Origin of the sequence: Streptomyces himalayensis subsp. himalayensis (assembly GCF_013778455.1) — a bacterium.
GTDB lineage: Bacteria > Actinomycetota > Actinomycetes > Streptomycetales > Streptomycetaceae > Streptomyces > Streptomyces himalayensis.
Genome location: NZ_JACEHE010000001.1, coordinates 729,703 through 753,694, shown reverse-complemented (window position 1 = coordinate 753,694; position 23,992 = coordinate 729,703). Strand labels below are relative to the sequence as shown.

Sequence of the window (23,992 nt, the reverse complement as noted above, 5' to 3'; positions counted from 1 at the left end):
GGTCGGTGCCGGTGGAAATCCGTTACCGCCTCAGTGGGAGAGGCGCCCCCATCACCGCGTACGGTTTCGGTGCGCTGGGGAAGAGGACCTGCCTGGCCAGGTCCTCGTATCCGAGCGAGAAGTACAGGCCGCGGGCCGGGCTGTCGACGTCGATCGCCGAGAGGATGGAGCGGGGCTGGTCGGCCTCGTCGGTGATCCGCGTGATCAGCGCACGGCCGATGCCGCGGTTCTGGTACGCGGGCAGGACGTGCAGCTCGGTGATGACGAAGGAGTCGTCGAGCCAGTCGTCGTGGCCCCTGGCGCGCAGATACGGCTGGACGACGGTGGACCACCAGTGGGTGCGGTCGTTCGGCATGCCGTAGACGAATCCGACGAGCCGGTCGTCGCGCGTGAAGGCGCCGAGCGCGCGTGCCCCGGGGTAGGCGATGTGCCGGAGCACGATCTGCCGGCGCACCGTGACCTCGTCGGCGCTGAGCCCGAAGGCCGCCGCCTGCACGGCCAGCGCTTCGTCCACCCGCGCGGCCAGATCCAGCGGGCCGATCACGACGTCGTCGGGGGTACGGGAGCCGGGCCCGGGAATGCGCAGCATGTCGGCGAGACTACCTCGGGGTCACAGCCCTGGGCCCCCGGGGCCAGAGGATCAGAACAGCACGCTCATGAAGGCGCCGACCTCCTGGAAGCCGACCCTCCGATATGCGGCACGTGCCGCCGTGTTGAAGTCGTTGACGTAGAGGCTGGCGACCGGCGCGACATCCGTGAGCGCGTAGCGCAGGACCGCCGCCATGCCAGGCGCCGCGAGACCTTGCCCCCGGTACTCGGGCGCCACCCAGACGCCCTGGATCTGGCAGGCCCCCGGTGTCGCGGCACCGATCTCCGCCTTGAAGACGACCTTGCCGTACTCGTCGAGGCGGGCGAACGAGCGCCCGGATCCGACGAGTTCCGCGATCCGTGCCTGGTAGAGCAGTCCGCCGTCGCCCGCGAGCGGGGAGATGCCGACCTCCTCGGTGAACATCGCCACGCACGCCGGCATGATCGTCTCCATCTCGTCCTTGCGGATGCGGCGGACGTGGGGATCGGGCGCGATGTTCCCGGGGAGCCGGTCGGTGACCATCAGCGGCTGGTGGGCGCGGACCTCGCGGGCCGGGCCCCAGCTGGGTTCGAGCAGCCGCCACAGCTGGGCGGTGGGTCCTGCGGGGCCGACGATCGAGGAGCAGCGGCGGCCGGCCCGGCGGGCACGGTCGGCGAAGGCGCGTACGGCCTGGGGGGTGGCGCAGATCGGCACCAGATTGGCGCCCGCGTAGCACAGGGACTGCAGCATGCCGTCCGCGTACCAGCCCCACATCTCGCCGCCGAGCCGCCACGGGTCCAGGCCCGCGGTGTACACCCGCGACGCCACGAACGCGTTGGCGACCGGCTCGCGGTCGAGCACGGCCAGCGCGGCGTCGAGGTCGCTCGGTTCGAGGACCCGCGTGGTGGTCTGCGTCAACAAAATTCGAGGGCCTCACCATACGGTCTGCTGATTTCCGCACTGTACCTGGCGAGGTTGTGTGGCGCCGCCCCATGGGAAAGGCCCATGGAGACGCCCCACCACCGGAGACGGCGGTGGGGCGTGCGAGAACGCGGGAGAGCGGTGGGACCTGCGGGAATGCCGGAGATCAGCCGGCGACCGAGACCTCGGGCTCGCCCGACATGACCCCGTCCTTCTCCATCTGCTCGGCCAGCTTCATGGCCTCCTCGATGAGGGTCTCCACGATCTTCGACTCGGGCACCGTCTTGATGACCTCGCCCTTCACGAAGATCTGACCCTTGCCGTTGCCGGAGGCGACGCCGAGGTCGGCCTCACGGGCCTCACCGGGACCGTTGACGACGCACCCCATGACGGCCACGCGCAGCGGAACCTCCATGCCGGTCAGGCCTGCGGTGACCTCCTCGGCGAGCGTGTAGACGTCGACCTGGGCGCGGCCGCAGGACGGGCAGGAGACGATCTCCAGGCCGCGCTGGCGCAGGTTCAGCGACTCCAGGATCTGGATACCGACCTTGACCTCCTCCACGGGAGGAGCCGACAGCGAGACGCGGATGGTGTCGCCGATGCCATGCGACAGCAGCGCACCGAAGGCCACGGCCGACTTGATCGTGCCCTGGAACGCCGGACCGGCCTCCGTCACACCCAGGTGCAGCGGGTAGTCGCACTGCGCGGCGAGCTGCCGGTACGCCTCGATCATCACGACCGGGTCGTTGTGCTTCACCGAGATCTTGATGTCCCGGAAGTCGTGCTCCTCGAAGAGGGACGCCTCCCACAGCGCGGACTCGACGAGGGCCTCAGGGGTGGCCTTGCCGTACTTCTGCAGCAGCCGCCTGTCGAGGGAGCCGGCGTTCACGCCGATACGGATCGGCGTACCCGCGTCCTTGGCCGCCCTGGCGATCTCCTTGACCTTGTCATCGAACTGCTTGATGTTGCCGGGGTTGACGCGTACGGCCGCGCAGCCAGCCTCGATCGCCGCGAAGACGTACTTCGGCTGGAAGTGGATGTCCGCGATGACCGGGATCTGAGACTTGCGCGCGATGGTGGCGAGCGCATCGGCGTCGTCCTGCGTGGGACACGCGACCCGCACGATCTGGCAGCCCGACGCCGTCAGCTCCGCGATCTGCTGCAGCGTCGCACCGATGTCCGAGGTCCGCGTCGTCGTCATCGACTGCACCGACACGGGCGCGTCCCCACCCACGGCCACCGACCCCACCTGGATCTGCCGGCTCTTCCGGCGCTCGGCGAGCTTGGTCGGAACGGACGGCATGCCGAGAGAAATCGCAGTCATCTGCTGTGCAACCCCAAGGTATGGATCAAGGTCCCGTCATCGGCGGGCTCCGGGCCTTCGAGGTTACGGCACACCCTCAGGCCGGAGCACATCACGTCCTTATGTCCCCCCCAACGGCAGGCGGCCGGGCAGAGAGCCTGCCCGGCCGCCGTGAATGCCCCGTGATCAGGAGATTCTGACCGGGTTAACGACGTCCGCGATCAGTACGAGGATCGTGAAGCAGACGAAGATCCCGGCCACCACATACGCGACGGGCATCAGCTTTGCGACGTCGAACGGGCCCGGGTCGGGCCGCCGCAGCAGCTTCGCCGTGTTGCGGCGCAGGGACTCCCACAGGGCGCCCGCGATGTGACCGCCGTCGAGCGGCAGCAGCGGCAGCATGTTGAACAGGAACAACGACAGGTTGAACCCCGCGACGAGGAACAGCATCATCGCGATCTGGTTCTCCGGCGGGATGTCCAGCGTGAACACCTCGCCGCCGACCCGTGCCGCGCCGACGACCCCCATCGGGGAGTCCGGCTCCCGCGGGCCGTCGCCGAACGCCGCGTCCCACAGGGCGGGGATCTTGGAGGGCAGCGAGATCAGCGACTCGACGCCGTTCTCCATCATGTCGCCCATGCGGTCCACGGACTGGCCGAAGGACTGCTGGACGATGCCGGACGCGGGCGTGAAGCCGAGGAAACCGGCGTAGACGTACTTGCCCTCGACGTAGCCTCCCTCGCCGTCGGTCTTGCTGACCTGGTTCTTGATCAGGTGCGTCTCGAGGTCCTGCCGCTTGCCGTCGCGCTCGACGGTGATGGTGACGTCCTTGCCGGGGTTGGCGCGGATGTCGGCCTGCAGCGCGGACCAGTCCTCCACGGGCCTGCCGTCGAAGGCGACGATCTTGTCGCCCGCCTTGAGGCCCGCCGCCTTCGCGGGCGCCGCCTTGTCGCCCTTCTCACAGGTCGTGCGGTTCTCGCTCTGCTCGATGACGCAGTCGGAGACCTTGCCGACCGTGGTGGTCTGGGTCTGGACGCCGAAGGTCATCATCACGCCGAGGAAGATCGCCACGGCCAGGACGAGGTTCATGAAGGGGCCCGCGAACATGACGATGACCCTCTTCCACGGCTTGCGCGAGTAGAAGAGGCGGGTCTCGTCGCCGGGCCTGAGCTCCTCGAACGCCGCCGACCTGGCGTCCTCGATCATGCCGCGCCAGGGCGAGGTCGAGCGTGCCTCGAGGCGGCCGTCCTTGCCGGGCGGGAACATCCCGATCATGCGGATGTAGCCGCCGAGCGGGATGGCCTTGATGCCGTACTCGGTCTCGCCCTTCTTGCGGGACCAGATGGTCGGGCCGAAGCCCACCATGTACTGCGGCACACGGATCCCGAAGAGCTTCGCGGTCGACAGATGTCCCAGCTCGTGCCAGGCGATCGAGATCAGCAGCCCGATCGCGAAGACGACTATGCCGAGGATCATCATCAGGGTCGTCATGCACGAGCCTCCGCGGTCGTCCGTGTCGCTTGGGTAGCCTTCGCCGTCAGTTCACGGGCCCGGGCGCGCGCCCAGGTCTCCGCATCGAGGACGTCCGCGACGGTGAGCGAAGTTCCCGTACGCGGCGTGGCGTGCTCGGCGACCACCTGCGTGACGGTCTCCATGATCCCGAGATACGGCAGGGCGCCGTTCAGGAACGCGTCCACGCACTCCTCGTTTGCCGCATTGAACACCGCCGGAGCCGTGCCCGCGAGCTCGCCGACATGCCGGGCGAGCCCCACCGCGGGGAACGCCTCCTCGTCCAGGGGGAAGAACTCCCAGCTCGACGCCTTCGTCCAGTCGAACGCCGGTGCGGCGTCCGGCACCCGCTCGGGCCAGCCGAGCCCGATCGCGATGGGCCCGCGCATGTCGGGCGGGGTGGCCTGGGCCAGCGTCGATCCGTCCGTGAACTCCACCATCGAGTGGACATACGACTGCGGGTGCACGACCACCTCAATGCGATCAAAGGGAATGTCGTACAGCAGGTGCGCCTCGATGACCTCGAGCCCCTTGTTGACCAGGGTCGAGGAGTTGATGGTGATCACCGGGCCCATGGCCCAGGTGGGGTGCGCCAGGGCATCCTCAGGCGTGACCTTCGCGAGCTCCGCCTTCGTACGCCCCCGGAAGGGGCCGCCCGACGCGGTCACGACGAGCTTGCGCACGTCCGCGCGCGTGCCGGCCGCCAGCGCCTGGAAGAGCGCGGCGTGCTCGGAGTCGACGGGGATGATCTGCCCCGGCTTGGCGAGCGCTTTGACCAGCGGGCCGCCGACGATCAGCGACTCCTTGTTGGCGAGCGCGAGGGTGCGGCCGGCTTCGAGAGCGGCGAGGGTCGGGGCCAGCCCGATGGATCCGGTGATCCCGTTCAGCACGGTGTGGCAGTCGGACGCGGCGAGCTGGGTGGCCGCGTCGGGTCCGGCCAGGATCTCCGGGAGCGGCTCCCCTGCCCCGTACTGGGCGCTCAGGGCCTCCCACAGCGCGGGGACGACGTCCTCGCGCGCGACCGCGACCGTGCGCACCCGCAGCTGCCTGGCCTGCTCGGCCAGCAGCCCGACCCGTCCGCCTGCGGCGGAGAGTCCGGTGACCCGGAAGCGGTCGGGATTGCGCAGCACGAGGTCGATGGCCTGGGTGCCGATCGAACCCGTGGAGCCGAGGATGACGATGTCCCGGGGGCCGTCTGCGACGACGGGGTCGAAGACGAGATGCGGGTCGGCAAGGGGGGCTGGGCTGTCGCTCATGCCCCCATTGTGTCCGCAAGGGCCCTGGGGTGGGACAGGGCGCCTGTCGTTCCGCTCGTGCCGGGGCGGGGACGGGCGGATCAACGTCCCGGTCATTCCGCCTGATGTCCCGGTCGTTCCGCCGGAAGCGCCACCGGTCCCGTGGGACCGGCCGTGGGAACGGTTGTGCGCTCCCCGAGCGCCGTTCGTCGCGCCAGGACCGTGTACGGCCCGACATCACGTCGTACGAAGGTCGCTCGGGGAACAGTGAGGCCGGGAACAACGGACGCAGACGGGTGCGGTTGGGCTGGCGTGGGAAGTTGTCCCGGCCGAGCTCGATCCCGTGCCCGTCCTTGAGCCGGTGCATGAGGTGGCCGCCGGGCGAGGCGGGAGCGTTGCGCACCGCCTCGCCCACCGGGCCCTGAACGGGACGCCGACGGCCCGGTGACGGGGAGCCCGTCAGCGGATCGGCCGGTGCACGTTCTCCCGTCGTGCCGGCCCAGGCGTGGCGTCCGCGATCCACGGGCCCTCGCCCGAGGGGTCGACGATGCCGGACTCCAGCCAGGTGTACATGCCGCTCATGACGCCCTTGACCACCTTGCGGTCCAGGTCGTCGGTGTTGGTCCACAGGCGCGCGAACAGTTCGTCGACGCGGATGCGGGACTGGCGGCAGAAGGCGTCGGCGAGCTGGTAGGCCTCGCGGCCGTACCCCTCGGTGTTCCGCAGCATCTCCGCCCGTACGCAGGCCGCGCTCATCGCGAACAGCTCGGCGCCGATGTCGACGATCCGGCTGAGGAAGCCCTGCTTGGTCTCCATGCGGCCCTGCCAGCGGGACATGGCGTAGAACGTGGAGCGGGCGAGCTTGCGGGCCGACCGCTCGACGTAGCGCAGATGCGTCGAGAGGTCCACGTGGCCCGCCGGGTGGAAGTCCGCGTATGCGCGCGGGAGCTGGCCCGGTCCGGCGACGAGTTTCGGCAGCCAGCGTGCGTAGAATCCGCCGGCCTTCGCGCCCGCCTTCGCCTTGTCGGAGAGGGACTTCTCGGGGTCGATCAGATCCCCGGCGACCGACAGGTGGGCGTCGACCGCCTCACGGGCGATCAGCAGGTGCATGATCTCCGTGGAGCCCTCGAAGATGCGGTTGATGCGCAGGTCTCGGAGGATCTGCTCGGCAGGGACTGCCCGCTCGCCGCGGGCCGCGAGGGACGCGGCCGTCTCGAAGCCGCGGCCGCCGCGGATCTGGACGAGCTCGTCGGCCATCAGCCAGGCCATCTCGGAACCGTAGAGCTTGGCCAGTGCCGCTTCGATGCGGATGTCGTTGCGGTTTTCGTCGGCCATCTGGCTCGACAGGTCCAGTACGGCCTCCAGGGCGAAGGTCGTCGCCGCGATGAAGGAGATCTTCGAGCCGACGGCCTCGTGGTGGGCGATGGGCTTGCCCCACTGCTCGCGGGCGGCCGACCACTCGCGGGCTATCTTCAGGCACCACTTGCCGGCGCCCGCACACATGGCGGGCAGGGAGAGGCGCCCGGTGTTCAGTGTGGTGAGCGCGATCTTCAGTCCGGCGCCCTCGGGGCCGATGCGGTTGGCCGCGGGAACCCGGACCTGATGGAAGCGGGTGACGCCGTTCTCGATGCCGCGCAGGCCCATGAACGCGTTGCGGTTCTCGACCGTGATGCCCTCGGATCCGGCCTCCACGACGAAAGCCGTGATGCCTCCCTTGTGGCCCTCGGACTTCGGTACGCGCGCCATGACGACCAGCAGGTCGGCGACGACGCCGTTGGTCGTCCACAGCTTCACGCCGTCCAGGACGTAGTCGTCGCCGTCGGGCACCGCGGTGGTGGCCAGGCGTGCGGGGTCCGAGCCGACGTCGGGTTCCGTCAGCAGGAAGGCCGAGATGTCCGTGCGGGCGCACCGCGGCAGGAAGGTGTCCTTCTGCTCCTGGGTGCCGAACAGCTTCAGCGGCTGCGGTACGCCGATCGACTGATGCGCGGACAGCAGCGCGCCGATCGCCGGGCTCGCGGAGCCGGCCAGGGCGAGCGCCTTGTTGTAGTACACCTGAGTGAGGCCGAGGCCGCCGTACTTGGTGTCGATCTTCATGCCGAGCGCGCCGAGCTCCTTGAGCCCCTGGATCACCTCGTCGGGGATCTGGGACTCCCGCTCGATACGGGCGGAGTCGATCTTCGTCTCGCAGAAGTCGCGCAGCTTGGCCAGGAACTCCTCACCGCGCTGGGCGTCCTCGTCGGGGGGCGTCGGATGGGGGTGGATGAGATCCAGCCGAAAGCGGCCGAGGAAGAGTTCCTTGGCGAAGCTGGGCTTGCGCCAGTCCTGCTCACGCGCCGCCTCGGCCACCTGACGGGCTTCGCGTTCGGTGACGGTCGGCTTCGTGGTGACGGTCGGCTTCTTGGTTGGTGCGGACATGAGGCTCACCTCGCCGCGCAGTGGGGTCGATTGAGATCGATTGTCCGGTCGGTTACCGACCAGTGCTACTCGTTCGTATGTACCCGATATGCCGGGCCCCCACCAGCCCTCGCGCACCGTTCGGGGGAACGGGGCGCCTCGCGCGGGGCCCCGCGGCGGTCAGCCGACGTCCGCCGAGTACGCCTTCGTGTCCAGCCGCCCGGCCGCCTTGAACACCTCCGTGCCGGCCTCGACACCGGAGAGATACTTGTCCTTGCCGAGCAGCTTTCCGGCGGGCCAGGGCCTGCGCGAAGTCGTCGAGGTTCAACATCGCCTTGGTGGTGTCGGAGACCCGGACGATCAGATGGTGTGGGCCCGCATGTCGGACTCGGTTACGGGGTTCAAACTCCTAGTCGAAGCGCTTCGACAACCTATGGACACCCCCTGGCCGTCGGGCTACTGTCGGATCACCCTCATCCCGCAGTCCTGTCCGCAGCGCCCGTTGTCGAAGCGCTTCAAACCAACGCTTGGAGAGCTGGATGGTCACCCTCGCCGAGGTCGCCCAGCACGCCGGAGTGTCGGCGAGCACGGTGAGCTATGTCCTCAGCGGCAAGCGGTCCATCTCCGCCGGCACGCGGCAGCGCGTCGAGCGGAGCATCCAGGAGCTCGGCTACCACCCCAACGCGGGGGCCCGGGCCCTGGCAAGCAGCCGCTCGAACATCATTGCGCTGATGATTCCGCTGCGTACCGACATGTATATGCCGGTGATGATGGAGATCGCCATCGCCGTCGCCACAACGGCCCGTGCGCACGGGTACGACGTACTGCTGCTGACCGGCGAGGAGGGGCCCGACGCCGTACGGCGGGTCACCGGCAGCGGGCTCGCGGACGCGATGATCCCCATGGACGTCGAGCTCGACGACGAGCGGCTGCCGTTGCTGCGCGGCACGGACCGGCCGTCCGTGCTCATCGGCCTGCCCGCCGACACGACCGGGCTCACCTGCGTCGACCTCGATTTCGGGGCGACGGGTGCCTTGTGCCTCGAGCATCTGGCCAAGCTCGGCCACCGCGATATCGCTGTCATCGGTGAGGCGCCCGGAGTGTACGAGCGGCACACCGGATTCGCCGAGCGGACCCTCGACGGGCTGCGCAGCCGCTCCCGGGAGCTGGGCGTACGGCTGCTGCACCGGCCCTGCGAGGGCGGCTACGACGCGATGTCGGTGACCCTGGCCCGGATCTTCGACGAGCGTCCGTCCACCACCGGGTTCGTCGTGCAGAACGAGTCCGCGGTCGAGCCGCTGCTCGCGCTGCTGCGCCAGAGCGGCCGCGCCGTTCCCGAGGACGTGTCGGTGGTCGCGATCTGCCCGGACCAGCTCGCCATGCAGGCGTCGGTGCGCCTCACCTCGGTCGCCATCCCCGCGCAGGAGATGGGGCGGCGCGCCGTGGAACTCCTGGTCGCCAAGCTCGAGGGACAGGGCACGGACGAGGTCGTGCTGCTCCCGCCGGAACTGACCGTACGGGCCAGCTCGGGCCCGGCCCCGGCTACTGGCTGAGCCTCGGGGCCCAGCCTTCCCCGGAGCACGGGCAGAACCCCGGAACGGCCCCCGCAGTACCTCGGGGCACCCGGCGAGCCTCGGGCCCCCCGGCGAGCCTCGGGCCCGGAGCCCGGCGCCCGAACAAGCGACCTGCGCCCTATCAGCGAGGGCCCGAGCGCCTTGTCCCCGCCGCCCCGCCACTCCCCGGCATGGCTCCCGCCAGGCCGGCCTGTCACCACACCAACCGTCACATCGCACGAGCCGTCACATCACACCAGCCGTCACACCACTCCCTCAGGAGCACCCGCGTGAACCAGCCTGCCGTGCCCCAGCCTGGAGAAGGCTCCCCCAGCCTGGCGCAGTCGTCCCCCACCATCGGCACGTTCCGCGAGCGTGACGGTGCGCTGGAGTGGAGCGGCCGCCAGGAGACCGTACGCATCGAGCCCTGGGGCCCGGGCGCGATCCGCGTCCGGGCCCGGCTCGGCGGCCCCGTCCTCGAAGGGCTGCCCGGCGCACTCATGGACGACCCTGAGCCCGCCCAGGCGGTGACGGTCAAGATCGGCGACGACGAGGGGCAGTTGACCGTCGGCGCGATCACCGCGCACATCAGCGCCGAGGGGCAGATCCGCTTCGTCCGTACCGACGACGGCACCGAACTGCTCGCCGAGGAGCGCGCCCACTTCTGGTGGCCCGGCGCGCGCCTCTACACCCCGACCGGCAACGGCCACCACCGCCTCGAGCAGCGCTTCAGCGCGTACGAGGGCGAGAAGCTGTACGGCCTCGGGCAGCACCAGCACGGGCGGTTCGACCAGAAGGGCACCGTCCAGGACCTGGTGCAGCGCAACGCCGAGGTCACCATCCCGGTGCTCACCTCCAGCCGCGGCTACACGCTGCTGTGGAACAGCCCCGCGATCGGCCGCGTCGAGCTGGCCGACAACGGCACGCGCTGGGTCGCCGACTCCGCCCGCCAGATCGACTACTGGATCACCGCGGGCGCCCCGGCCGACGCCCAGCGCCGCTACAGCGCGGCGACGGGCCGGACGCCGATGCTGCCGGAGTGGGCCGCCGGCTTCTGGCAGTGCAAGCTGCGCTACCGCACGCAGGACGAACTGCTCGCCGTGGCGCGGGAATACAAGCGGCGCGGCCTGCCGATCTCCGCGATCGTCTGCGACTTCTTCCACTGGACGCATCTGGGCGACTGGAAGTTCGACCCGGCGGAGTGGCCCGACCCGGCCGCGATGATGCGAGAACTCGACACGCTCGGCATCAAGCTGGTCGTGTCCGTCTGGCCGTCGGTGTCTCCGCTCAGCGAGAACCACGAGCTCATGGAGCAGAAGCGCTACTTCATCGGCACGCAGTACAGCCCGATGGCGCACGCCGACTGGCCGGACAAGGAGGTCGCGTCCACCGTCCAGGTCGCCTTCTACGACGCCACCAACCCGGAGGCCCGCGAGTTCGTGTGGTCGCGGGTACGCGACAACTACCTGGAGCCGTACGGGATCCGCGCCTTCTGGCTCGACGCCTGCGAGCCGGAGCTCAAGCCGCACTTCGCCGAGAACCTGCGTTACTACGCGGGTCCCGGCCTGGAGGTCGGCAACCTCTACCCGCGCGAGAACGCCCGTACCTTCTACGAGGGCATGCGCGCCGCGGGCGAGACCGAGGCGGTCACCCTCAACCGCTCGGCCTGGGCGGGCAGCCAGCGCTACGGCGCCGCCCTGTGGTCCGGCGACATCGGCACGGACTTCGCGACCCTGCGCCGCCAGATCGCTGCGGGCCTCAACACCGCGCTGTCGGGCATCCCGTGGTGGAACACCGACATCGGCGGCTTCCACGGCGGCGACCCGGACGACCCGGCGTACCGGGAGGTGATGGTCCGCTGGTTCCAGTTCGGCGCCCTGTCTCCGCTGATGCGCCTGCACGGCTTCCGCGACCCGGGCATGCCGCTCGGCCCGGACATGACGGGCGGCCCGAACGAGGTGTGGTCGTACGGCGAGGAGAACGCCGCGATCCTCGAGAAGTACCTGCACCTGCGCGAACGCCTCAAGCCGTACGTCCTGGAGGTCATGCGCGCCGCCCACGAGGAGGGCCTGCCGGTGATGCGCCCGTTGTTCCTCGAGTTCCCCGAGGACGAGACGGCCTGGTCGGTGGACGACGCGTACCTCTTCGGCCCGGATCTGCTGGTGGCACCGGTACTGACGGCGGGCGCCACGGAGTGGACGGTGTACCTCCCGGCGGGCGCCCGGTGGACGGACGCCTGGACCGGCGAGGAGTACGGGGGCGGCACGACCGTCACGGTCGACGCCCCGCTGGACCGGATCCCGCTGTTCCTGCGGGACGGGGCGCGGCTGCCGGTAGCGGAGTAGCCGCGGGGTGAGGGGAGGGCGGCCGGTCCATCGGGGGAGCGGCCGCCCTCGTCCGTCGCTACGAGACTGCCGTTCGCCTCAGAATCCGTGTGCCAGGCGCTATACATGGCGCCATGACCGACGCTGCCTTCTTCTCCGCCCGTGAGTTCATCCGTCGTGAGGGACGCCTTCTGGAGCGGCGGCTGTTCGCCTGCCTCTTCGAGGGTGCCGACCCCTCCGGCGTGGTGGACGCGTTGCGCGGCTATCAGAACCCCGACGGCGGGTTCGCACACGGCTTGGAGCCCGACAAACTCTGCCCCGCGAGCCTTCCCATCGACGTCGAGATGGCCCTCCAGGCTCTGGCCGACGCCGGCATCACCGACGAGCAGATGGTCCAGCGGGCGTGCGACTGGCTGCAGTCGGTCGCCGCCCGGGACGGGGCCGTCGCCCTGGCCTCACCGGTCATCGAGCAGTACCCCAGGGCCGAGCACTGGAGCGAGTGGACGTACACGCCGGGGCTCAATCCGACCGCCGGGCTGGCAGGCCGGCTGCACCGGCTGGGTGTCGAGCATCCCTGGCTGACCACCGCCACCGCATGGTGCTGGTCGGCGCTGGAAGCCGGCCTGCCCGAGGACGCCCACGCGCTGGCCGAGGCTCTGGTCTTCCTCGAGCACGTCCCCGATCGTGCCCGGGCCGAAGCCCTGGCGTCCGGGGTCGGCGAGTGCCTGCCCAAGCTTTCGCTGTACCGGGCAGATCCCGACGATCCGGGCTACGGCATCACCCCCCTGCACCTCGCCCCCACACCGGACAGCCGTTGGCGTCGGCTGTTCGCCGACGACCTGATCGAAGGCCACCTCGAGCGGCTCCGCCGCGACCAACAGCCGGACGGCGGCTGGGCCATCACCTGGCAGCCACCGAGCAGCGCCTCCACCCTGGCCTTCCGGGGCATCGAGACGCTGCGGGCCCTGCAGGTCCTGACCGCTTACGGCAGTTGAAGCAGCAGCTCAGGCCACCGCCTGCACCGTCGCGTCGGGCATGGGTGAAAGCAGCCACCCGACATGCTGTGTTCGCCGGCCGGAGGTCACTGGGCGACGCCCGCCAGGAGCCAGCGGCGCACCGGCACCTCCAGCAGCACCCGGCCGCGGCCCGGTCGTTGCGGGGCGGTGACGTCCCAGTCGTACTTGGCGGCAAAGTCCGCCGTGACCTCCGCCGGGAAGGCGTCGCGGTGCACTGCCGCTTCGCCCTCCGCCACCACCGGCGCGTCGCCGCTCTCCAAGGCCAGGGAGACCCGGGGCGTCTTCTCGATGTTGCGGACCTTGACCGCGCCTTCGTCGGCACCGATCCACCATGTGTCGTGCAGGTAGACGAACCACACCGGCGTCACATGAGGAGAGCCGTCCGGCCGTACGGTGCACAGCCAGGCGTTGCGCTCACGGGCGAGGCGATCGAGGACGGCGGGCGTGGGCGTGGGCATCCGCCTATCTCACCACCCGCCGTCGCTATCCGGTAGGCGGCCGGGTGTCGGCCACCGCCTGCCTGCCGCCGGCGGGCAGGCCGGAGACGATGGCGTGGACGTTGTCCGTCACGGACATGAGTGTGGCGACTTCGCCGAGCCTCAGACCCGGTCCAGCGGCCGATGCGGCCCCGCCGGAAGCTGGGCTCGGATCGCGTCGCCCGGCCGCACCTCGCCGCCCCGCAGGACGATGCCCATGATTCCCGCCTTGCGCACGATGTTGCCGGCCTGGTCGCGGCCGACGACCTGCTTCAGCAGCCCGTCCTGGAAGTTGTCGATCTGCAGGCAGGGGTTGCGCAGGCCCGTGACCTCGACCATCGCCTCCTCGCCTATGTGCAGCAGCGTGCCGGCGGGCAGACCCAGCAGATCGATGCCTCGGGTGGTGACGTTCTCTCCGAGCTCGCCCGGGGATACCTTGAATCCCTCCTGGCCGACCTCGGCGAAGAGCTCCTCATGGATGAGGTGGACTTGGCGCATGTTCGGCTGTGTGGGGTCCTGCGCGACCCGCGAACGGTGCTTGACCGTCACCCCGGCGTGCACGTCACCCTCCACACCGAGCCCGGCGAGCAACCTGATGCCGTCCCGGTTCGTTTTGCTGAACGAGTGCTCGCCATTGCTGCTGACCGCCGTTACCGTTCCGCCCATGCCAGGGCCCCTTCTGCGATGCGACGTCTGCCTCGAACCTACGTGGCGCAGCAACAGGCTTCCACCGAGGACGAGCATCGTGACCTCGGGGACTTTTTCGTGCGCGAGGCGCCCTGGCGCCTGGACCACTCAGCGCTGTTGCCATACCAACGTGTAGCGCCAGAACAGACGGCGTCGCAGCCGTGCACCTGGCAGGACGTGGCGGGCCTCGCGGACAATGTGGGAGAAGCTCATGTCCGCTGGTCGGGTCGGGGCGGTCATCGAGACCGGCCGTGGTGCCGTCCGGCCCCTGTTCTTGAACCATCCCGTGGCGGCGTTCAGCGGGATGGCGGCGGCGCCGAGCAGGTGGTCACCGAGGGTCTGCGCGCGGGCCAGTCCGACGACCACCAGCGTTCCTCCGGGTGCCAGGTGCCTACGGAAGTGGGTGAGCGCATCGGTGAACGGCAGGTGGTGGATGGCGGCGACGCACGTGATGACGTCGTAGGAACCGGCGGGGATCCCGGTCAGCGCGTCTGCGACGGAGAACGTCACCTGGGCGGCCGGAGGAGTCAGCTCCCGTGCCCGGCCGACGATGACCGGATCGGCGTCGATTCCGTGCACCTCGTTGGCGCGTGTGGCCAGGAGCCTGGCCAGGTCGCCACTACCGGAGCCGACGTCGAGCCCCCGGTCGAAGTGTTTCGGGAGCTGTCTCAGTATCCATCGGTGGTAGTGGGCGTTGTGGTCCCATGGGTGAGCGGTATTGAACCGCTCAAGGGCTTGCAGGACGTGGTGCGGCAGCGTTGTCATGCCGTCATCCCAGCAGGCCCTGCGGCCCTGTGACGCTCGGTCTGGAAACTGACTATGGCTCAGCCCATCAACCAGTTGTACTGGACCGGTACCAGGACACGTTCTCTGGTGGCTTTGTCGTTGGCGACGGACATCGCATGCCGGTGGGTTTCGGCAGCACTTCGCGATCCTTAGTACTCCAGCTGTAGATCGCGATCTTCGTAGTGCGCGGTCTGCCGGGCGGCAGCGGCAGGCTTGGGCTTGGTGGCTGTGGCGGGCTGGCGCGTAGGGTGCCGGGATGATCGCGATGCCAGAGGAGTTCGCACAGAGCACCGTCGACCGCGAGGGGGAGGCCGGGGCCGCGTGGCTCGCCGAGCTGCCCGGGATCGTGGAGGAATTGCTGGGGCGCTGGGGGTGCGTGCCGGATGGCGAGGTCATGCACGGGGGCGTCGGCGTCATCGTTCCGGTACGGCGGCGGGCTGAGGAGAGCGCCGTGCTGAAGGTGTCGTTTCCGCATCCCGGCAACGTCCATGAGCCGGATGCGTTCGTTGCGTGGGGCGGGTGCGGCGCCGTCCTGCTGCACGAGCGCGACGACGAGCGGTTCGCGATGCTGCTGGAGCGGGTTCAGCCGTCGACCCTGGCGGAGGTCGAGGACGGCGACGAGGTGGTGACGGTCGCCGGGCGGCTCAATCGCCGCCTTGCCATCCCCGCACCGCTCGGCCTGCCCCGGCTGTGTGCGCAGGCCGATGCCTGGGAGGAGCAGTTGTGCAAGGACGCCGAGGAGTTGCCAAATGCATTGCCGCGTCAGGTGCTGGATGCCGCCGTGGCGACCGTTCGGGAGCTGGGTCAGGCTCAGCCGGACACCCTCATCCATGGCGATCTACATGCCAAGAACATCCTGCGTGCCGGCCGAGAGCCGTGGCTGGCTGTCGACCCCAAGGGGTACGTGGGAGATCCCGCCTACGACGGCGGCACACTGATGAAGTCCCGCGCGCTGACGCTCCTTGAAGCAGATGACCTGGGCAAGGCTGTCCACCGCGTCTTGGACGTCTTCGCCGAGGCCGCGGAACTCGACCGTGAACGCGTCCAGCGGTGGTCCCAGTTCCATGCCGTCCAGGCTGCGTTCTGGGGCCGCCGCCACGGCTTTCGTATCGCCCGTAGTGGACCACGGCTGGACTGGCTCATCGAATTCGCCGACCGACTGGCGGAGTTGCTCATCGAACGCCCGTAGAGCGTGATGGTGCTGGCCGGGTCCGGTGGGTGGACGAGTGCGGCCACCGTTGATCATCGTGAGCTGTGTGGACTGACGATGAGATGGTGGCCGCAGGTCACAGCATAGATCCCGCCCGGTGGCGGGAAGCATCCGCGGCGGCCATGGGCCGCATTGCGGGCCGGTTCGCCCGCTCTCCTCGCCGCGCCTGGTCAGGCCACCCTCGAGGAAACGGTGTGTGAGCTTGTTCCGCTTTGACGGACACCATCGGTGTGGTGGTCAGGCTGCGAGTGCGGTCTCGTATTCGGCGGGACTGCGGTAGCCGAGGCTGCTGTGCAGTCGGTATCACCAACCCGGGGGGCGTGAAGCTCAAGCCGGCCGGCGCCGGGGAGCCGTTGGACAGCGATCCCCTCGCCACGGAGGCCTTCCCCGGCTTCGCACAGCTCACCCTGGTCACCACGACGACCAGCACGGGGCCGGACGGGACCGAGGTCGCCGACGTGATCACCGCCGAAGGAGTGCTCTATCGGGCACGGCCCGACGGCACAGTCCTCGACGCCATGGGCACACCGACAACCAGCGGCGAGGTCGCTCTCTCCACCGACCAGGCACGCGAGACCGCCCAGCGGTTCGCCGAGGCCAACCTTCTCGGCTTCACCACCGACTGGCAAATCGTCGCAGACGAGCCCATCAGCCACCTCGCCGGCGACGCGCTGCAGCTGCTGCGGTGGCGTCCGGTGGATGCGGGAAAGGCTGGTGCACGTGAGGTCACCGTCGAGATCGACCGGCGGACCGGCGCTGTCGTCTACTTCTCGGCCACCGGCGGCGGTGCCGACGCCGGTGAAGAGCCCACGGCCGCCTTCGCGGTGAGTGAGTCCGAGGCCGTCGCAGCCGCCCGGGAAGCCGTCGGCGACGACCGCGGCATCGCCACCGCCGTGGCCGACACCTGGCAGACCAGCAGGTGGATCGTGACCGTCGACCGGGGTCTGACCGGGCGCCCCGAAGCCCTGGTCCACGACGTCGACCGCATCGAGATCGATGCCCGCACCGGCGCCGTGTTGTCCCGCACCACCGTCTGACCCCTGCCCCACAATTCACGGAGGACATACATGTCCATGTCGACGCTCATCCAGAAACGGCTGAGGCAGAGAATCGCTGTCGTACTGGCCTCGCTGTTCGTCGCCACTGGCCTCACCTTGCCCACCACCGTGCACGCGGTGACGTCCGCCCCTGTCGTTGTGGCCGCCGACGCGGTGGAGCTGCGCTGGGAGCAGATCCCGGACGCGACCGCCTATCTGGTCGTCGACGACTACGAGAACCGGGTGCTGTGGCGCGGTGAGCAGACCACCACCCGCATCCCCGCCACTGCGCCCAGCGCACTGTCGCTGCTCGTCGTCGCCCTCACCGAGACTGGAGAAACGGTCGTGGCGAAGGTCATGGCGACCCTGCCGGACCCTGCGTCGGCCCGTACGCCGATGACCGCGATGACCACGGCAGAAGGCACCTGGTTCAGCTGGGGCGCGCTCTCTGGTGTCACGTCGTACACGGTCGAGGGCGACGGAATCCCGGCGATGTCGGTGGCATCGACGGCCGTCAACCTCCCGGCGAAGCTGGGTGAGACCGCCGAGTACAACATGTACGCCAAGCCGCCGGTGGTCGGGGAGATCACCGACGCCACCGTGACGGACGTCCACTACGGCGTCCGGGTCACACCCGCGTCCACGGACGTTTCGAGCGCTTCCCAGCAGACCCGGGAAGGAGACGTCCTGCCCGCTGGAATTCCCACCATCCTGGCCAGCCGTTTCAACTACGAGACGTACATTCCCTGGCAGTGGATCGATGCCCCGGAGGACGGCTACTACCTCAACTGCGAGAGCGGCGACAACGGGGAGGACTGGTGGTACAACGGCAACAACCGCGGTAAGTACGACTATGGGGTGGGCAATTACAAGAGCCTGACCTCCGCCTACTACGCCTGGACCCGGGCAAAGACCTATCCCAGCAAGGGGATCACGACCACCAAGCGGTACAAGAAGGTCGGCACCAGCTACATCTACGACTCCTCACGTACCGCGAGCACCGAGGACATCGTGATCACCCCGCTCGACAACACCGGACGCACCGCCTACACGTCCGTGGAGCATGAAGCCGGCCACCCGTACTGCACGCCCTTCGCGAGAATCTCGTACGAGCAGACGCAGGTGGCCTACAGCAGCGGCGGATACGGTATGTCGGGCACGCACGACCGGATGCCCAACCACCAGCAGTACCGAACGATCTACTACTCCGACGGTACGCAGAGTAACTACCTGATGTTCGACCACCCGCTCACCGATCCCAAGTGCCTCAACGAGATCTACAGCTCATGGAAGTGCGGTGGTAAGTGGGAGTATCAGGTTCAGGGATAACGCCAGGATGTGACGGCCGTCGGCTCCTCGCTGAGTCGCCGGCCGTCCCGCCGGACAGTCGAGGATCGGTTATGCGGCAGAAGAACGTGGTAGGTTTTTTCGCCCGGTGGGCGCTGGCAATGATCGTGTGCGCCTTCTTTCTTTACTGGTCAGCTTTTTTTGCCACCCTTTCTGGCTGGAGCTTCATCGAGGAACCGGCCGAGCGGTGGCGGCAGGAAGGTCGCGAAATCATTGAGCTGCTGATCTTCTCGGCGATTCTCGGAATGCTCGGAATCGGATCGGCCCGGCTCGTCCTCCGGAAGTCCCCACTGACCTGGTGGCACCTGCTGTCCCTGGTCATACCCGCGTGGGTCGCCCTCGACTACGTGGAAAGCGGCGTCATACCGCTGTGAGAGTGCGTAATGGCTACCGTGAGCCGATCCGCGTGTCGCGATCGGGAAGGGGAACCGCGATCGGGAAGGGGAGCCCGGCAGGGCAGGCGCGTCGCAATACCGGCCCCGTCAGGGACATCATGAGCGTGACGGCCGCCACTGCGGCCGTCACCGCGTAACCCACCGCCGCCGAGGCGTGCTCCACGACCCAGCCGCCGGTGGCCGAGCCGCAGGCGATGCCGCCGAGCAGGGCGGTCACGGCGATGGTCATGCCCCCGACGCGGGACGGCGTAACCGCCGCTGTATGGGCGGCGTTGGGAGAACATCCGACCCCCGCGGATACGCAAGCGAGCCCCGGACCGGGTGGTCCGGGGCTCGCGGTGTTCGGGAACGTCTACAGGTCGAACTCGATGTGCTCGATGTCGGTGAAGCGGACTTCCTCCAGCTGGCCGGCTCGGCGGCCGTTGTCCTGGAAGTACACCTCCTTGAGCGCTGCGGCGGCGATCTCCTGCAGACGCTGCTCGGTGGCGCCCTGCTCCTGGGCGTCGAAGAGGCGGGCGGCGAACTGCGGCGGCAGGGCGACGGTCAGGTGCCGGAGGCGGTCCTCATCGGTGGAGCCGATCGGCGCGGTGTAGCCGATGCGGGCACGGGTGTCGATGACGATGCCACCAGTGGTCGCCGCCTTCTGCCGGGCCTTCGCTCGGATCTGCGGCTGCCACCGCTTTTTCACCTCGGTCTCCAACCGGCCTACCGGCTCGGCTGGTCGCATTGGCGGCGACTCCATCAGCAGCGATCCCTCACCAGCCATTACCGGCGACAAGCCGCATCCCAGACATGAAGATCGCGATCTACAGCTGGAGTATTAGGCAGAGAAAAGTCGGCAAGTTTCGACAGCGCCAAAGGTCAGCTTGTCCTGCTCGCCTGATGCGATGATCACTCCTATGTCTTCATCGCCCGCCACGGATTCCTGGCCTGCCACCATCGGCACCCCCAGGTCGATGCTGCGCCCTGCCGAATCCGACGACGTATTCGCGTTCACCCGACTGTGGACCGATCCCGACGTCCGGTGCTTCCTCGGTGGTCCGGTCGCTGAACAGCAACTCGCCACTTATCGACAGTATTTTGCGGGTCGTCCCAACCTGTTCGCCGTGGTCACACGCCAAGAGGCCACCCTGCTCGGCTCTGTGTCGATCGATCCGAAGTCCCGGTTTGACAGCCGTCGGGAGGTGTCCTATTCCTTCCTGCCGGAACACTGGGGGCAGGGATATGCCCGTGAGGCCGTGACGGCTGCAGTCGGCTGGGCATTCGACCATGCCCCCTCGGACGATCCGTCCGTCATTGCGGTCACCCAGGAAGCCAACAGCCGCTCACGCCGACTCCTTGAAGCCATAGGCATGCACTTCATCAGCAGTTTCGTGGAGTGGGACGCTCCCCAGGCGATGTATTCCATGCAACGTCAGGACCTCCGCGCTGACCTGTAATCCTCACGACAGGCTCGTCAGGGGTCAGGCCGTGTCGGTGTGCTCGATCCTGGCCCGGGGCTGGGTGAGACGGTAGGAGTCGCTGCCGTCTCGAATGAGACGCCATACAGCGGCTCCTCTCGCATCCTTGGCCAGGTGGGCCAAGCGACGGACGTGGTGCTGTGGCCGGAAAACCGGCTGCTCCATCCAGTTCCTCGCTCATAGGGTTCCGGGGCATGGACTGGCATGTGTGGCACGACGACTACGACCTACCGGATTCCTTCCTCGGACGACGATTGCGGGCTGTGCAGGAGCGGATTCGAATAGCTCTCAACGGGTGCCCTACAGGTCCTCTCCGGGTGATCAGTGTGTGCGCCGGTCAGGGCCGTGATCTGTTCGGCGCGTTGTCGACGCACCCGCGCCGTGGAGCTGTGACCGCGCGGCTTGTCGAAATCGACTCGCGCAATGCGGCAGCGGCGCGGGAAGCCGCTGCGCTGGCCGGGGTGGGACGGGTCGAAGTCGTGGTCGGAGATGCCGCGTTGACCAGCCACTATGGCGGCATGGTCCCGGCAGATCTCGTGCTGGTATGCGGGGTCTTCGGCAACATCAACGACGAAGACATCCATCGCACCGTCGCCCACTGCGCCCAGTTGTGCAAGGCAGGCGGAACCCTGGTATGGACCCGGCATCGCAAGCCACCAGATCTCGTACCGCGCATCTGCAATTGGCTGGAGACACGCGGTTTCGAGCGCCAGTGGCTCTCCGAGCCGGAGGAGGGCTACGGCGTGGGGGTGCACCGTTTCGCCGGTGAACCCCAGCCTCTGACCCTGGGGGAGCGCATGTTCACATTCATCGGATACGACGTCCTGGCGCAGAGAGACGGAACGACCTGAACAGGCCACCTACTGGGCCCAGGCCGCCGCTGCGATTGAGCCGCTGTCCCACGGATGCAGGCATTAAGTCGGCCAGAAGAGGACACAGGCCCCGGCGGCACGTACGCACGCCTTGCCGAACTCGGCCACCGGCCTGCGCGTTTCCGCGAGGAGATTCGCAGCCGGATGCCATCGAGCAGCGAGGCCGAGCGCCTAGCCCTCGCTTCGGGAACCCCTGTCATCCTGATCTGCCGGACAGCCATGACCGAAGACGGCAGAGTCGTCGAGCTCAATGAAATGACCCTCGACTCCGCGGCCTATGTGCTCGAGTACGACTTCGAAGCCTGACGGCAGAGCCCTCGGCGTCACCGCATTCCGAGCTGCCGCGCGGCGGCTGCCACGGTCTGCTCCAGCAGGACGGCAATGGTCATCGGTCCGACGCCGCCGGGGACGGGAGTGATCAGACGGGCGCGGGTGCGGGCGGTGTCGAAGTCCACGTCGCCGACGTTGCCCGGGTTGTATCCGGCGTCGATCACCACCGCGCCCGGCTTGACGTCCTGACCGTGGATCAGCCGGGGGCGACCCACCGCCGCCACCACGATGTCCGCTTCGCGGACGATCGCTTGCAGGTCCGTGGTGCGGGAATGGCAGTACGTCACCGTGGCGTCCTGTGCGAGCAGGAGCATCCCGACGGGTTTGCCGAGGATCGGGCTGCGGCCGACGACGACGGCGTGTTTGCCGGCGAGTTCGACGCCGTACTCGTCCAGCAGCCGCATGATCCCGCCGGGGGTGCACGACTCGAAGCCGGGCAGTCCGAAGCTCGTCGCGCCGAAGGAGTGCATAGTGACGCCGTCGACGTCCTTCTCCGGAGCGATGGCCTCGAACGCCGCCCGCTCGTCGATTCCCGGCCCGACCGGATGCTGCAGCAGGATGCCGTGGACTTGGGGGTCGTGAGAGAGGGCGGCCAGCGTGTCGACCAGTTCGGCGGTCGTGGTGGTGGCGGGCAACCCGATGTGGCGGGACTGGATGCCGGCCTTCGCGCAGCGGGCCCGCTTCATGCGGACGTACGTGACCGACGCGGGGTCGTCGCCCACCAGCACCGTCGCCAGGCACGGCGTGACACCCGTGCGTTGTGCGATCTCCGCCGCCTTGGCGGTGGTCTCTTCGACGATGCGCCGGGCGAGTCCGGTGCCGTCCATGAGCTGGGCCGTATGGGTCGGGGACATCATGGCCTCCCAGGCGTGGTCATCCACTCGCCCAGGCGCACGGCATCGACGCTCTCGTCAGACCGCTCCCCGGTGGTGCTCCACCTCAGCGCCAGTCACGGCCCACGGCGCACTGTAGTGGATGCGCGTCTCGCCCCCGTGGGTTGTGCCGTACCGGCAGCGCGCGGACGCCGCCTGGTGCGCGGGCGATCGAGCGTTCCGCGGCTCAGGACGCCGCATACGCCGTCGCCTGAATGCCGTACAGATCCGCGTACCGCCCGCCGACCGCCAGCAGTTCCTCGTGCGTGCCGTACTCCGCCAGGATGCCCTTGTCGAGGACGAGGATCAGGTCGGCGCCGCTCACCGTCGAGAAGCGATGCGAGACGATGACCGTCACGGCGCCGGTGCGGTCGGCAAGGGTGCGGGCGCGGTCCATGTAGCGCTGGAAGATGGCTTGTTCAGGCGTCCGTGTCGAGCGCCCCGAGATCCGTACCGTCGACGGTGATCCGGCCCTCGTCGGGCCGGTAGAACTTCGACAGCAGCTTCACCAGCGTCGTCTTGCCGGAGCCGAACTCGCCGACCACCGCGACCACGGCACCGGCGGGCAGCGTGACGCTGATCCCGTCCAGCGCGCGGCGCTCCGTGCCCGGATAGACGTACGACACGTCGGTCAGGGTGATGCCCTCGCGCAGCGCGTCCGGGGTGGGGGTGGTGCCAGTCGTACGGGCCCGCTGCCCGGCGGCGTACGAGCGCAGCCACAGGTACGGGCCGATCAGCCGCATCGCGTCGATCGCCCCGGCCGCCCGGTACACCGCCTGCTGCACGGACTGGCGCAGCGCCGCCGCGACCGTGATCGTCAGCACCAGGTCACCGGGCGTGCCGAGGCCCTGTGCCGTGCGGTGGCCGACGAGCGCGAGGCCCCCGCCGAAGCCGAGCGTGAACACCGTCCAGCCGGCCGCCCGCAGCCATGCCGCACGCATACGGGCCCCGTAGCGGCCCTCCACCACGTCATCGAAGGCCGCGCTCTGGCGCCGTACGATCTCCTCCCCCGCGCCCGCCACCCTGAGCTCCTTGCCGGTCGCGGCGCGCGTACCCAGCTTGAACAGATGGCGCTGGAGACGGTGGGACTCGGCTGTGTCGGTCTCGGCGGCGTTGACCAGCCGCTGGCCGCGGGCGTTGGCCCACAGCGGGAGTGCGGCGGCGGGCAGCAGGAGCAGCAGCCAGGGGCTGACCGTTCCCAGCAGCAGGAGAAGGACGACGAGTTGGAGGACGTCCGTGAAGATCGCGATCGCGCTCCACATGCTCGCCACGATGGCCCAGGCGGAGGTGCGGACCGTGGTGACCCGGTCCAGATAGTCCGTGCGCTCCAGGTGCTCCAGGCCCTCCAGCGTCGCGATGTCGCGGTGGATGCCCTCGTGGACGTCCGTCAGCCCGAGCTTCTCGGTGGACATGATCATCAGGGAGCGGCCGGTGTGGTTCAGGGTGCGGGTCGCGGCGTATGCGCATGCCGCGCAGACCGCGCCGAGGACCGCCGCGTCGTGGTCGCCGGTCGTGATGCCGTCGACGGCGGTGCGCAGGGAGAGCGCGATGCCGGTGGTGGCGGGCACGCCGAGCAGGAGCACGGAGAGGGTGGCCGCGGTGGCGGCCGGGATACGGCGCCAGGAGAGCGCGAAGAGTTCACGCCACAGCGCGAGTGTGCGCCTCACCGGTACTGCCCCTTTCGTGCCGGTCTCGTC

22 protein-coding genes, 2 pseudogenes and 1 riboswitch are annotated in these 23,992 nt (G+C 69.0%); of the genes and pseudogenes, 10 read left to right on the top strand and 14 right to left on the bottom strand.

Annotated features, from left to right (window positions below; all coding sequences use genetic code 11):
* Window positions 1–22 precede the first annotated feature (22 nt).
* The 6 genes from H1D24_RS03280 to H1D24_RS03255 form a co-directional block, all read right to left on the bottom strand.
* Entirely contained in the window at window positions 23–589 is a 567-nt protein-coding gene (locus H1D24_RS03280) for a GNAT family N-acetyltransferase (protein ID WP_181655774.1), read from the bottom strand.
* A gap of 51 nt (window positions 590–640) precedes the next feature.
* Complete coding sequence (locus tag H1D24_RS03275; protein ID WP_181655773.1) at window positions 641–1,489, bottom strand: GNAT family N-acetyltransferase; 849 nt, start codon at window positions 1,487–1,489, stop codon at window positions 641–643.
* 166 nt (window positions 1,490–1,655) lie between these two features.
* Window positions 1,656–2,813, bottom strand: a complete 1,158-nt coding sequence (ispG, locus tag H1D24_RS03270; RefSeq protein WP_181655772.1) for a flavodoxin-dependent (E)-4-hydroxy-3-methylbut-2-enyl-diphosphate synthase — start codon at window positions 2,811–2,813, stop codon at window positions 1,656–1,658.
* A gap of 165 nt (window positions 2,814–2,978) precedes the next feature.
* Window positions 2,979–4,283, bottom strand: coding sequence for a M50 family metallopeptidase (locus H1D24_RS03265; RefSeq protein ID WP_181655771.1), 1,305 nt, complete (start codon window positions 4,281–4,283; stop codon window positions 2,979–2,981).
* Window positions 4,280–5,557 carry a 1-deoxy-D-xylulose-5-phosphate reductoisomerase gene (gene dxr, locus H1D24_RS03260; RefSeq protein ID WP_181655770.1) on the bottom strand — a complete coding sequence of 426 codons (1,278 nt, stop codon included), beginning with the start codon at window positions 5,555–5,557 and terminating at the stop codon, window positions 4,280–4,282. Before dxr ends, H1D24_RS03265 begins: the two co-directional genes overlap by 4 nt.
* Window positions 5,558–5,995: 438 nt before the next feature.
* Window positions 5,996–7,951, bottom strand: a complete 1,956-nt coding sequence (locus tag H1D24_RS03255) for an acyl-CoA dehydrogenase family protein (RefSeq protein WP_181655769.1) — start codon at window positions 7,949–7,951, stop codon at window positions 5,996–5,998.
* A gap of 518 nt (window positions 7,952–8,469) precedes the next feature.
* On the opposite strand from H1D24_RS03255, the gene H1D24_RS03250 reads away from it, so the two are divergent.
* From H1D24_RS03250 to H1D24_RS03240, 3 genes are all read left to right on the top strand, one after another.
* Entirely contained in the window at window positions 8,470–9,483 is a 1,014-nt protein-coding gene (locus tag H1D24_RS03250) for a LacI family DNA-binding transcriptional regulator (RefSeq protein ID WP_181655768.1), read from the top strand.
* 290 nt (window positions 9,484–9,773) lie between these two features.
* The gene (locus tag H1D24_RS03245; RefSeq protein WP_309484182.1) at window positions 9,774–11,828 is read left to right on the top strand and encodes a glycoside hydrolase family 31 protein; all 2,055 of its coding nucleotides are present in this window, start codon (window positions 9,774–9,776) and stop codon (window positions 11,826–11,828) included.
* A gap of 113 nt (window positions 11,829–11,941) precedes the next feature.
* The gene (locus H1D24_RS03240; protein ID WP_181655766.1) at window positions 11,942–12,802 is read left to right on the top strand and encodes a prenyltransferase/squalene oxidase repeat-containing protein; all 861 of its coding nucleotides are present in this window, start codon (window positions 11,942–11,944) and stop codon (window positions 12,800–12,802) included.
* An 86-nt stretch (window positions 12,803–12,888) separates the two neighbouring features.
* On the opposite strand, the gene H1D24_RS03235 is transcribed toward H1D24_RS03240, so the two are convergent.
* The 3 genes from H1D24_RS03235 to H1D24_RS03225 all read right to left on the bottom strand — a co-directional run bounded on the left by H1D24_RS03235 (window position 12,889) and on the right by H1D24_RS03225 (window position 14,751).
* On the bottom strand, window positions 12,889–13,281 hold the full coding sequence (locus H1D24_RS03235) for a TIGR03618 family F420-dependent PPOX class oxidoreductase (protein ID WP_181655765.1): 393 nt from the start codon (window positions 13,279–13,281) through the stop codon (window positions 12,889–12,891).
* Between the two features lie 141 nt (window positions 13,282–13,422).
* On the bottom strand, window positions 13,423–13,965 hold the full coding sequence (locus tag H1D24_RS03230) for an MOSC domain-containing protein (protein ID WP_181655764.1): 543 nt from the start codon (window positions 13,963–13,965) through the stop codon (window positions 13,423–13,425).
* Between the two features lie 129 nt (window positions 13,966–14,094).
* The gene (locus H1D24_RS03225) at window positions 14,095–14,751 is read right to left on the bottom strand and encodes a class I SAM-dependent methyltransferase (RefSeq protein ID WP_181655763.1); all 657 of its coding nucleotides are present in this window, start codon (window positions 14,749–14,751) and stop codon (window positions 14,095–14,097) included.
* A gap of 277 nt (window positions 14,752–15,028) precedes the next feature.
* Here H1D24_RS03225 and H1D24_RS03220 point away from each other — a divergent pair, with 277 nt between their 5' ends.
* The 4 genes from H1D24_RS03220 (at window position 15,029) to H1D24_RS03205 (ending at window position 18,740) form a co-directional block, all read left to right on the top strand.
* Window positions 15,029–15,961 (top strand): aminoglycoside phosphotransferase family protein, encoded by a 933-nt coding sequence (locus tag H1D24_RS03220; RefSeq protein WP_181655762.1) that lies wholly within the window; start codon window positions 15,029–15,031, stop codon window positions 15,959–15,961.
* A 341-nt stretch (window positions 15,962–16,302) separates the two neighbouring features.
* On the top strand, window positions 16,303–17,019 hold the full coding sequence (locus H1D24_RS03215; RefSeq protein WP_181655761.1) for a PepSY domain-containing protein: 717 nt from the start codon (window positions 16,303–16,305) through the stop codon (window positions 17,017–17,019).
* Between the two features lie 30 nt (window positions 17,020–17,049).
* Window positions 17,050–18,348, top strand: coding sequence for a hypothetical protein (locus H1D24_RS03210; protein WP_181655760.1), 1,299 nt, complete (start codon window positions 17,050–17,052; stop codon window positions 18,346–18,348).
* Window positions 18,349–18,419: 71 nt separating this feature from the next.
* A complete protein-coding gene (locus tag H1D24_RS03205) occupies window positions 18,420–18,740 on the top strand; it encodes a hypothetical protein (RefSeq protein ID WP_181655759.1) in 321 nt (106 codons plus the stop codon).
* A 13-nt stretch (window positions 18,741–18,753) separates the two neighbouring features.
* On the opposite strand, the gene H1D24_RS03200 is transcribed toward H1D24_RS03205, so the two are convergent.
* Window positions 18,754–18,990, bottom strand: coding sequence for a hypothetical protein (locus H1D24_RS03200; RefSeq protein WP_181655758.1), 237 nt, complete (start codon window positions 18,988–18,990; stop codon window positions 18,754–18,756).
* Window positions 18,991–19,113: 123 nt separating this feature from the next.
* Window positions 19,114–19,464, bottom strand: a pseudogene (gene tpg / locus H1D24_RS03195) (telomere-protecting terminal protein Tpg); the annotation flags it as partial.
* 196 nt (window positions 19,465–19,660) lie between these two features.
* Here tpg and H1D24_RS03190 point away from each other — a divergent pair.
* The 3 genes and pseudogenes from H1D24_RS03190 to H1D24_RS03180 all read left to right on the top strand — a co-directional run.
* Window positions 19,661–20,200 carry a GNAT family N-acetyltransferase gene (locus tag H1D24_RS03190; RefSeq protein ID WP_258563760.1) on the top strand — a complete coding sequence of 180 codons (540 nt, stop codon included), beginning with the start codon at window positions 19,661–19,663 and terminating at the stop codon, window positions 20,198–20,200.
* Window positions 20,201–20,415: 215 nt separating this feature from the next.
* Window positions 20,416–21,072, top strand: a complete 657-nt coding sequence (locus tag H1D24_RS03185) for a methyltransferase domain-containing protein (RefSeq protein ID WP_181655755.1) — start codon at window positions 20,416–20,418, stop codon at window positions 21,070–21,072.
* Window positions 21,073–21,147: 75 nt separating this feature from the next.
* Window positions 21,148–21,399: pseudogene (locus tag H1D24_RS03180) on the top strand (UTRA domain-containing protein); the annotation flags it as partial.
* A 17-nt stretch (window positions 21,400–21,416) separates the two neighbouring features.
* Here the strand turns inward: H1D24_RS03180 and H1D24_RS03175 are convergent.
* The 3 genes from H1D24_RS03175 to H1D24_RS43465 all read right to left on the bottom strand — a co-directional run bounded on the left by H1D24_RS03175 (window position 21,417) and on the right by H1D24_RS43465 (window position 23,962).
* Window positions 21,417–22,277 carry a bifunctional 5,10-methylenetetrahydrofolate dehydrogenase/5,10-methenyltetrahydrofolate cyclohydrolase gene (locus H1D24_RS03175; RefSeq protein ID WP_181655912.1) on the bottom strand — a complete coding sequence of 287 codons (861 nt, stop codon included), beginning with the start codon at window positions 22,275–22,277 and terminating at the stop codon, window positions 21,417–21,419.
* Between the two features lie 22 nt (window positions 22,278–22,299).
* A riboswitch (ZMP/ZTP riboswitch) is annotated at window positions 22,300–22,386 on the bottom strand.
* A gap of 96 nt (window positions 22,387–22,482) precedes the next feature.
* Complete coding sequence (locus tag H1D24_RS41665) at window positions 22,483–22,692, bottom strand: hypothetical protein (RefSeq protein WP_220136243.1); 210 nt, start codon at window positions 22,690–22,692, stop codon at window positions 22,483–22,485.
* 22 nt (window positions 22,693–22,714) lie between these two features.
* Window positions 22,715–23,962, bottom strand: coding sequence for an ATP-binding cassette domain-containing protein (locus tag H1D24_RS43465; protein WP_220136242.1), 1,248 nt, complete (start codon window positions 23,960–23,962; stop codon window positions 22,715–22,717).
* Window positions 23,963–23,992 lie beyond the last annotated feature (30 nt).

Excerpts from the sequence above, each read along its gene's own strand:
- H1D24_RS03280 (WP_181655774.1), bottom strand. The coding sequence starts at position 589 with ATGCTGCGCATTCCCGGGCCCGGCTCCCGTACCCCCGACGACGTCGTG.
- ispG (WP_181655772.1), bottom strand. The coding sequence starts at position 2,813 with ATGACTGCGATTTCTCTCGGCATGCCGTCCGTTCCGACCAAGCTCGCC.
- H1D24_RS03265 (WP_181655771.1), bottom strand. The coding sequence starts at position 4,283 with ATGACGACCCTGATGATGATCCTCGGCATAGTCGTCTTCGCGATCGGG.
- dxr (WP_181655770.1), bottom strand. The coding sequence starts at position 5,557 with ATGAGCGACAGCCCAGCCCCCCTTGCCGACCCGCATCTCGTCTTCGAC.
- H1D24_RS03255 (WP_181655769.1), bottom strand. The coding sequence starts at position 7,951 with ATGTCCGCACCAACCAAGAAGCCGACCGTCACCACGAAGCCGACCGTC.
- H1D24_RS03250 (WP_181655768.1), top strand. The coding sequence starts at position 8,470 with ATGGTCACCCTCGCCGAGGTCGCCCAGCACGCCGGAGTGTCGGCGAGC.
- H1D24_RS03240 (WP_181655766.1), top strand. The coding sequence starts at position 11,942 with ATGACCGACGCTGCCTTCTTCTCCGCCCGTGAGTTCATCCGTCGTGAG.
- H1D24_RS03235 (WP_181655765.1), bottom strand. The coding sequence starts at position 13,281 with ATGCCCACGCCCACGCCCGCCGTCCTCGATCGCCTCGCCCGTGAGCGC.
- H1D24_RS03230 (WP_181655764.1), bottom strand. The coding sequence starts at position 13,965 with ATGGGCGGAACGGTAACGGCGGTCAGCAGCAATGGCGAGCACTCGTTC.
- H1D24_RS03225 (WP_181655763.1), bottom strand. The coding sequence starts at position 14,751 with ATGACAACGCTGCCGCACCACGTCCTGCAAGCCCTTGAGCGGTTCAAT.
- H1D24_RS03220 (WP_181655762.1), top strand. The coding sequence starts at position 15,029 with ATGATCGCGATGCCAGAGGAGTTCGCACAGAGCACCGTCGACCGCGAG.
- H1D24_RS03210 (WP_181655760.1), top strand. The coding sequence starts at position 17,050 with ATGTCCATGTCGACGCTCATCCAGAAACGGCTGAGGCAGAGAATCGCT.
- H1D24_RS03205 (WP_181655759.1), top strand. The coding sequence starts at position 18,420 with ATGCGGCAGAAGAACGTGGTAGGTTTTTTCGCCCGGTGGGCGCTGGCA.
- H1D24_RS03200 (WP_181655758.1), bottom strand. The coding sequence starts at position 18,990 with ATGACCATCGCCGTGACCGCCCTGCTCGGCGGCATCGCCTGCGGCTCG.
- H1D24_RS03190 (WP_258563760.1), top strand. The coding sequence starts at position 19,661 with ATGTCTTCATCGCCCGCCACGGATTCCTGGCCTGCCACCATCGGCACC.
- H1D24_RS03185 (WP_181655755.1), top strand. The coding sequence starts at position 20,416 with ATGGACTGGCATGTGTGGCACGACGACTACGACCTACCGGATTCCTTC.
- H1D24_RS03175 (WP_181655912.1), bottom strand. The coding sequence starts at position 22,277 with ATGTCCCCGACCCATACGGCCCAGCTCATGGACGGCACCGGACTCGCC.
- H1D24_RS41665 (WP_220136243.1), bottom strand. The coding sequence starts at position 22,692 with ATGGACCGCGCCCGCACCCTTGCCGACCGCACCGGCGCCGTGACGGTC.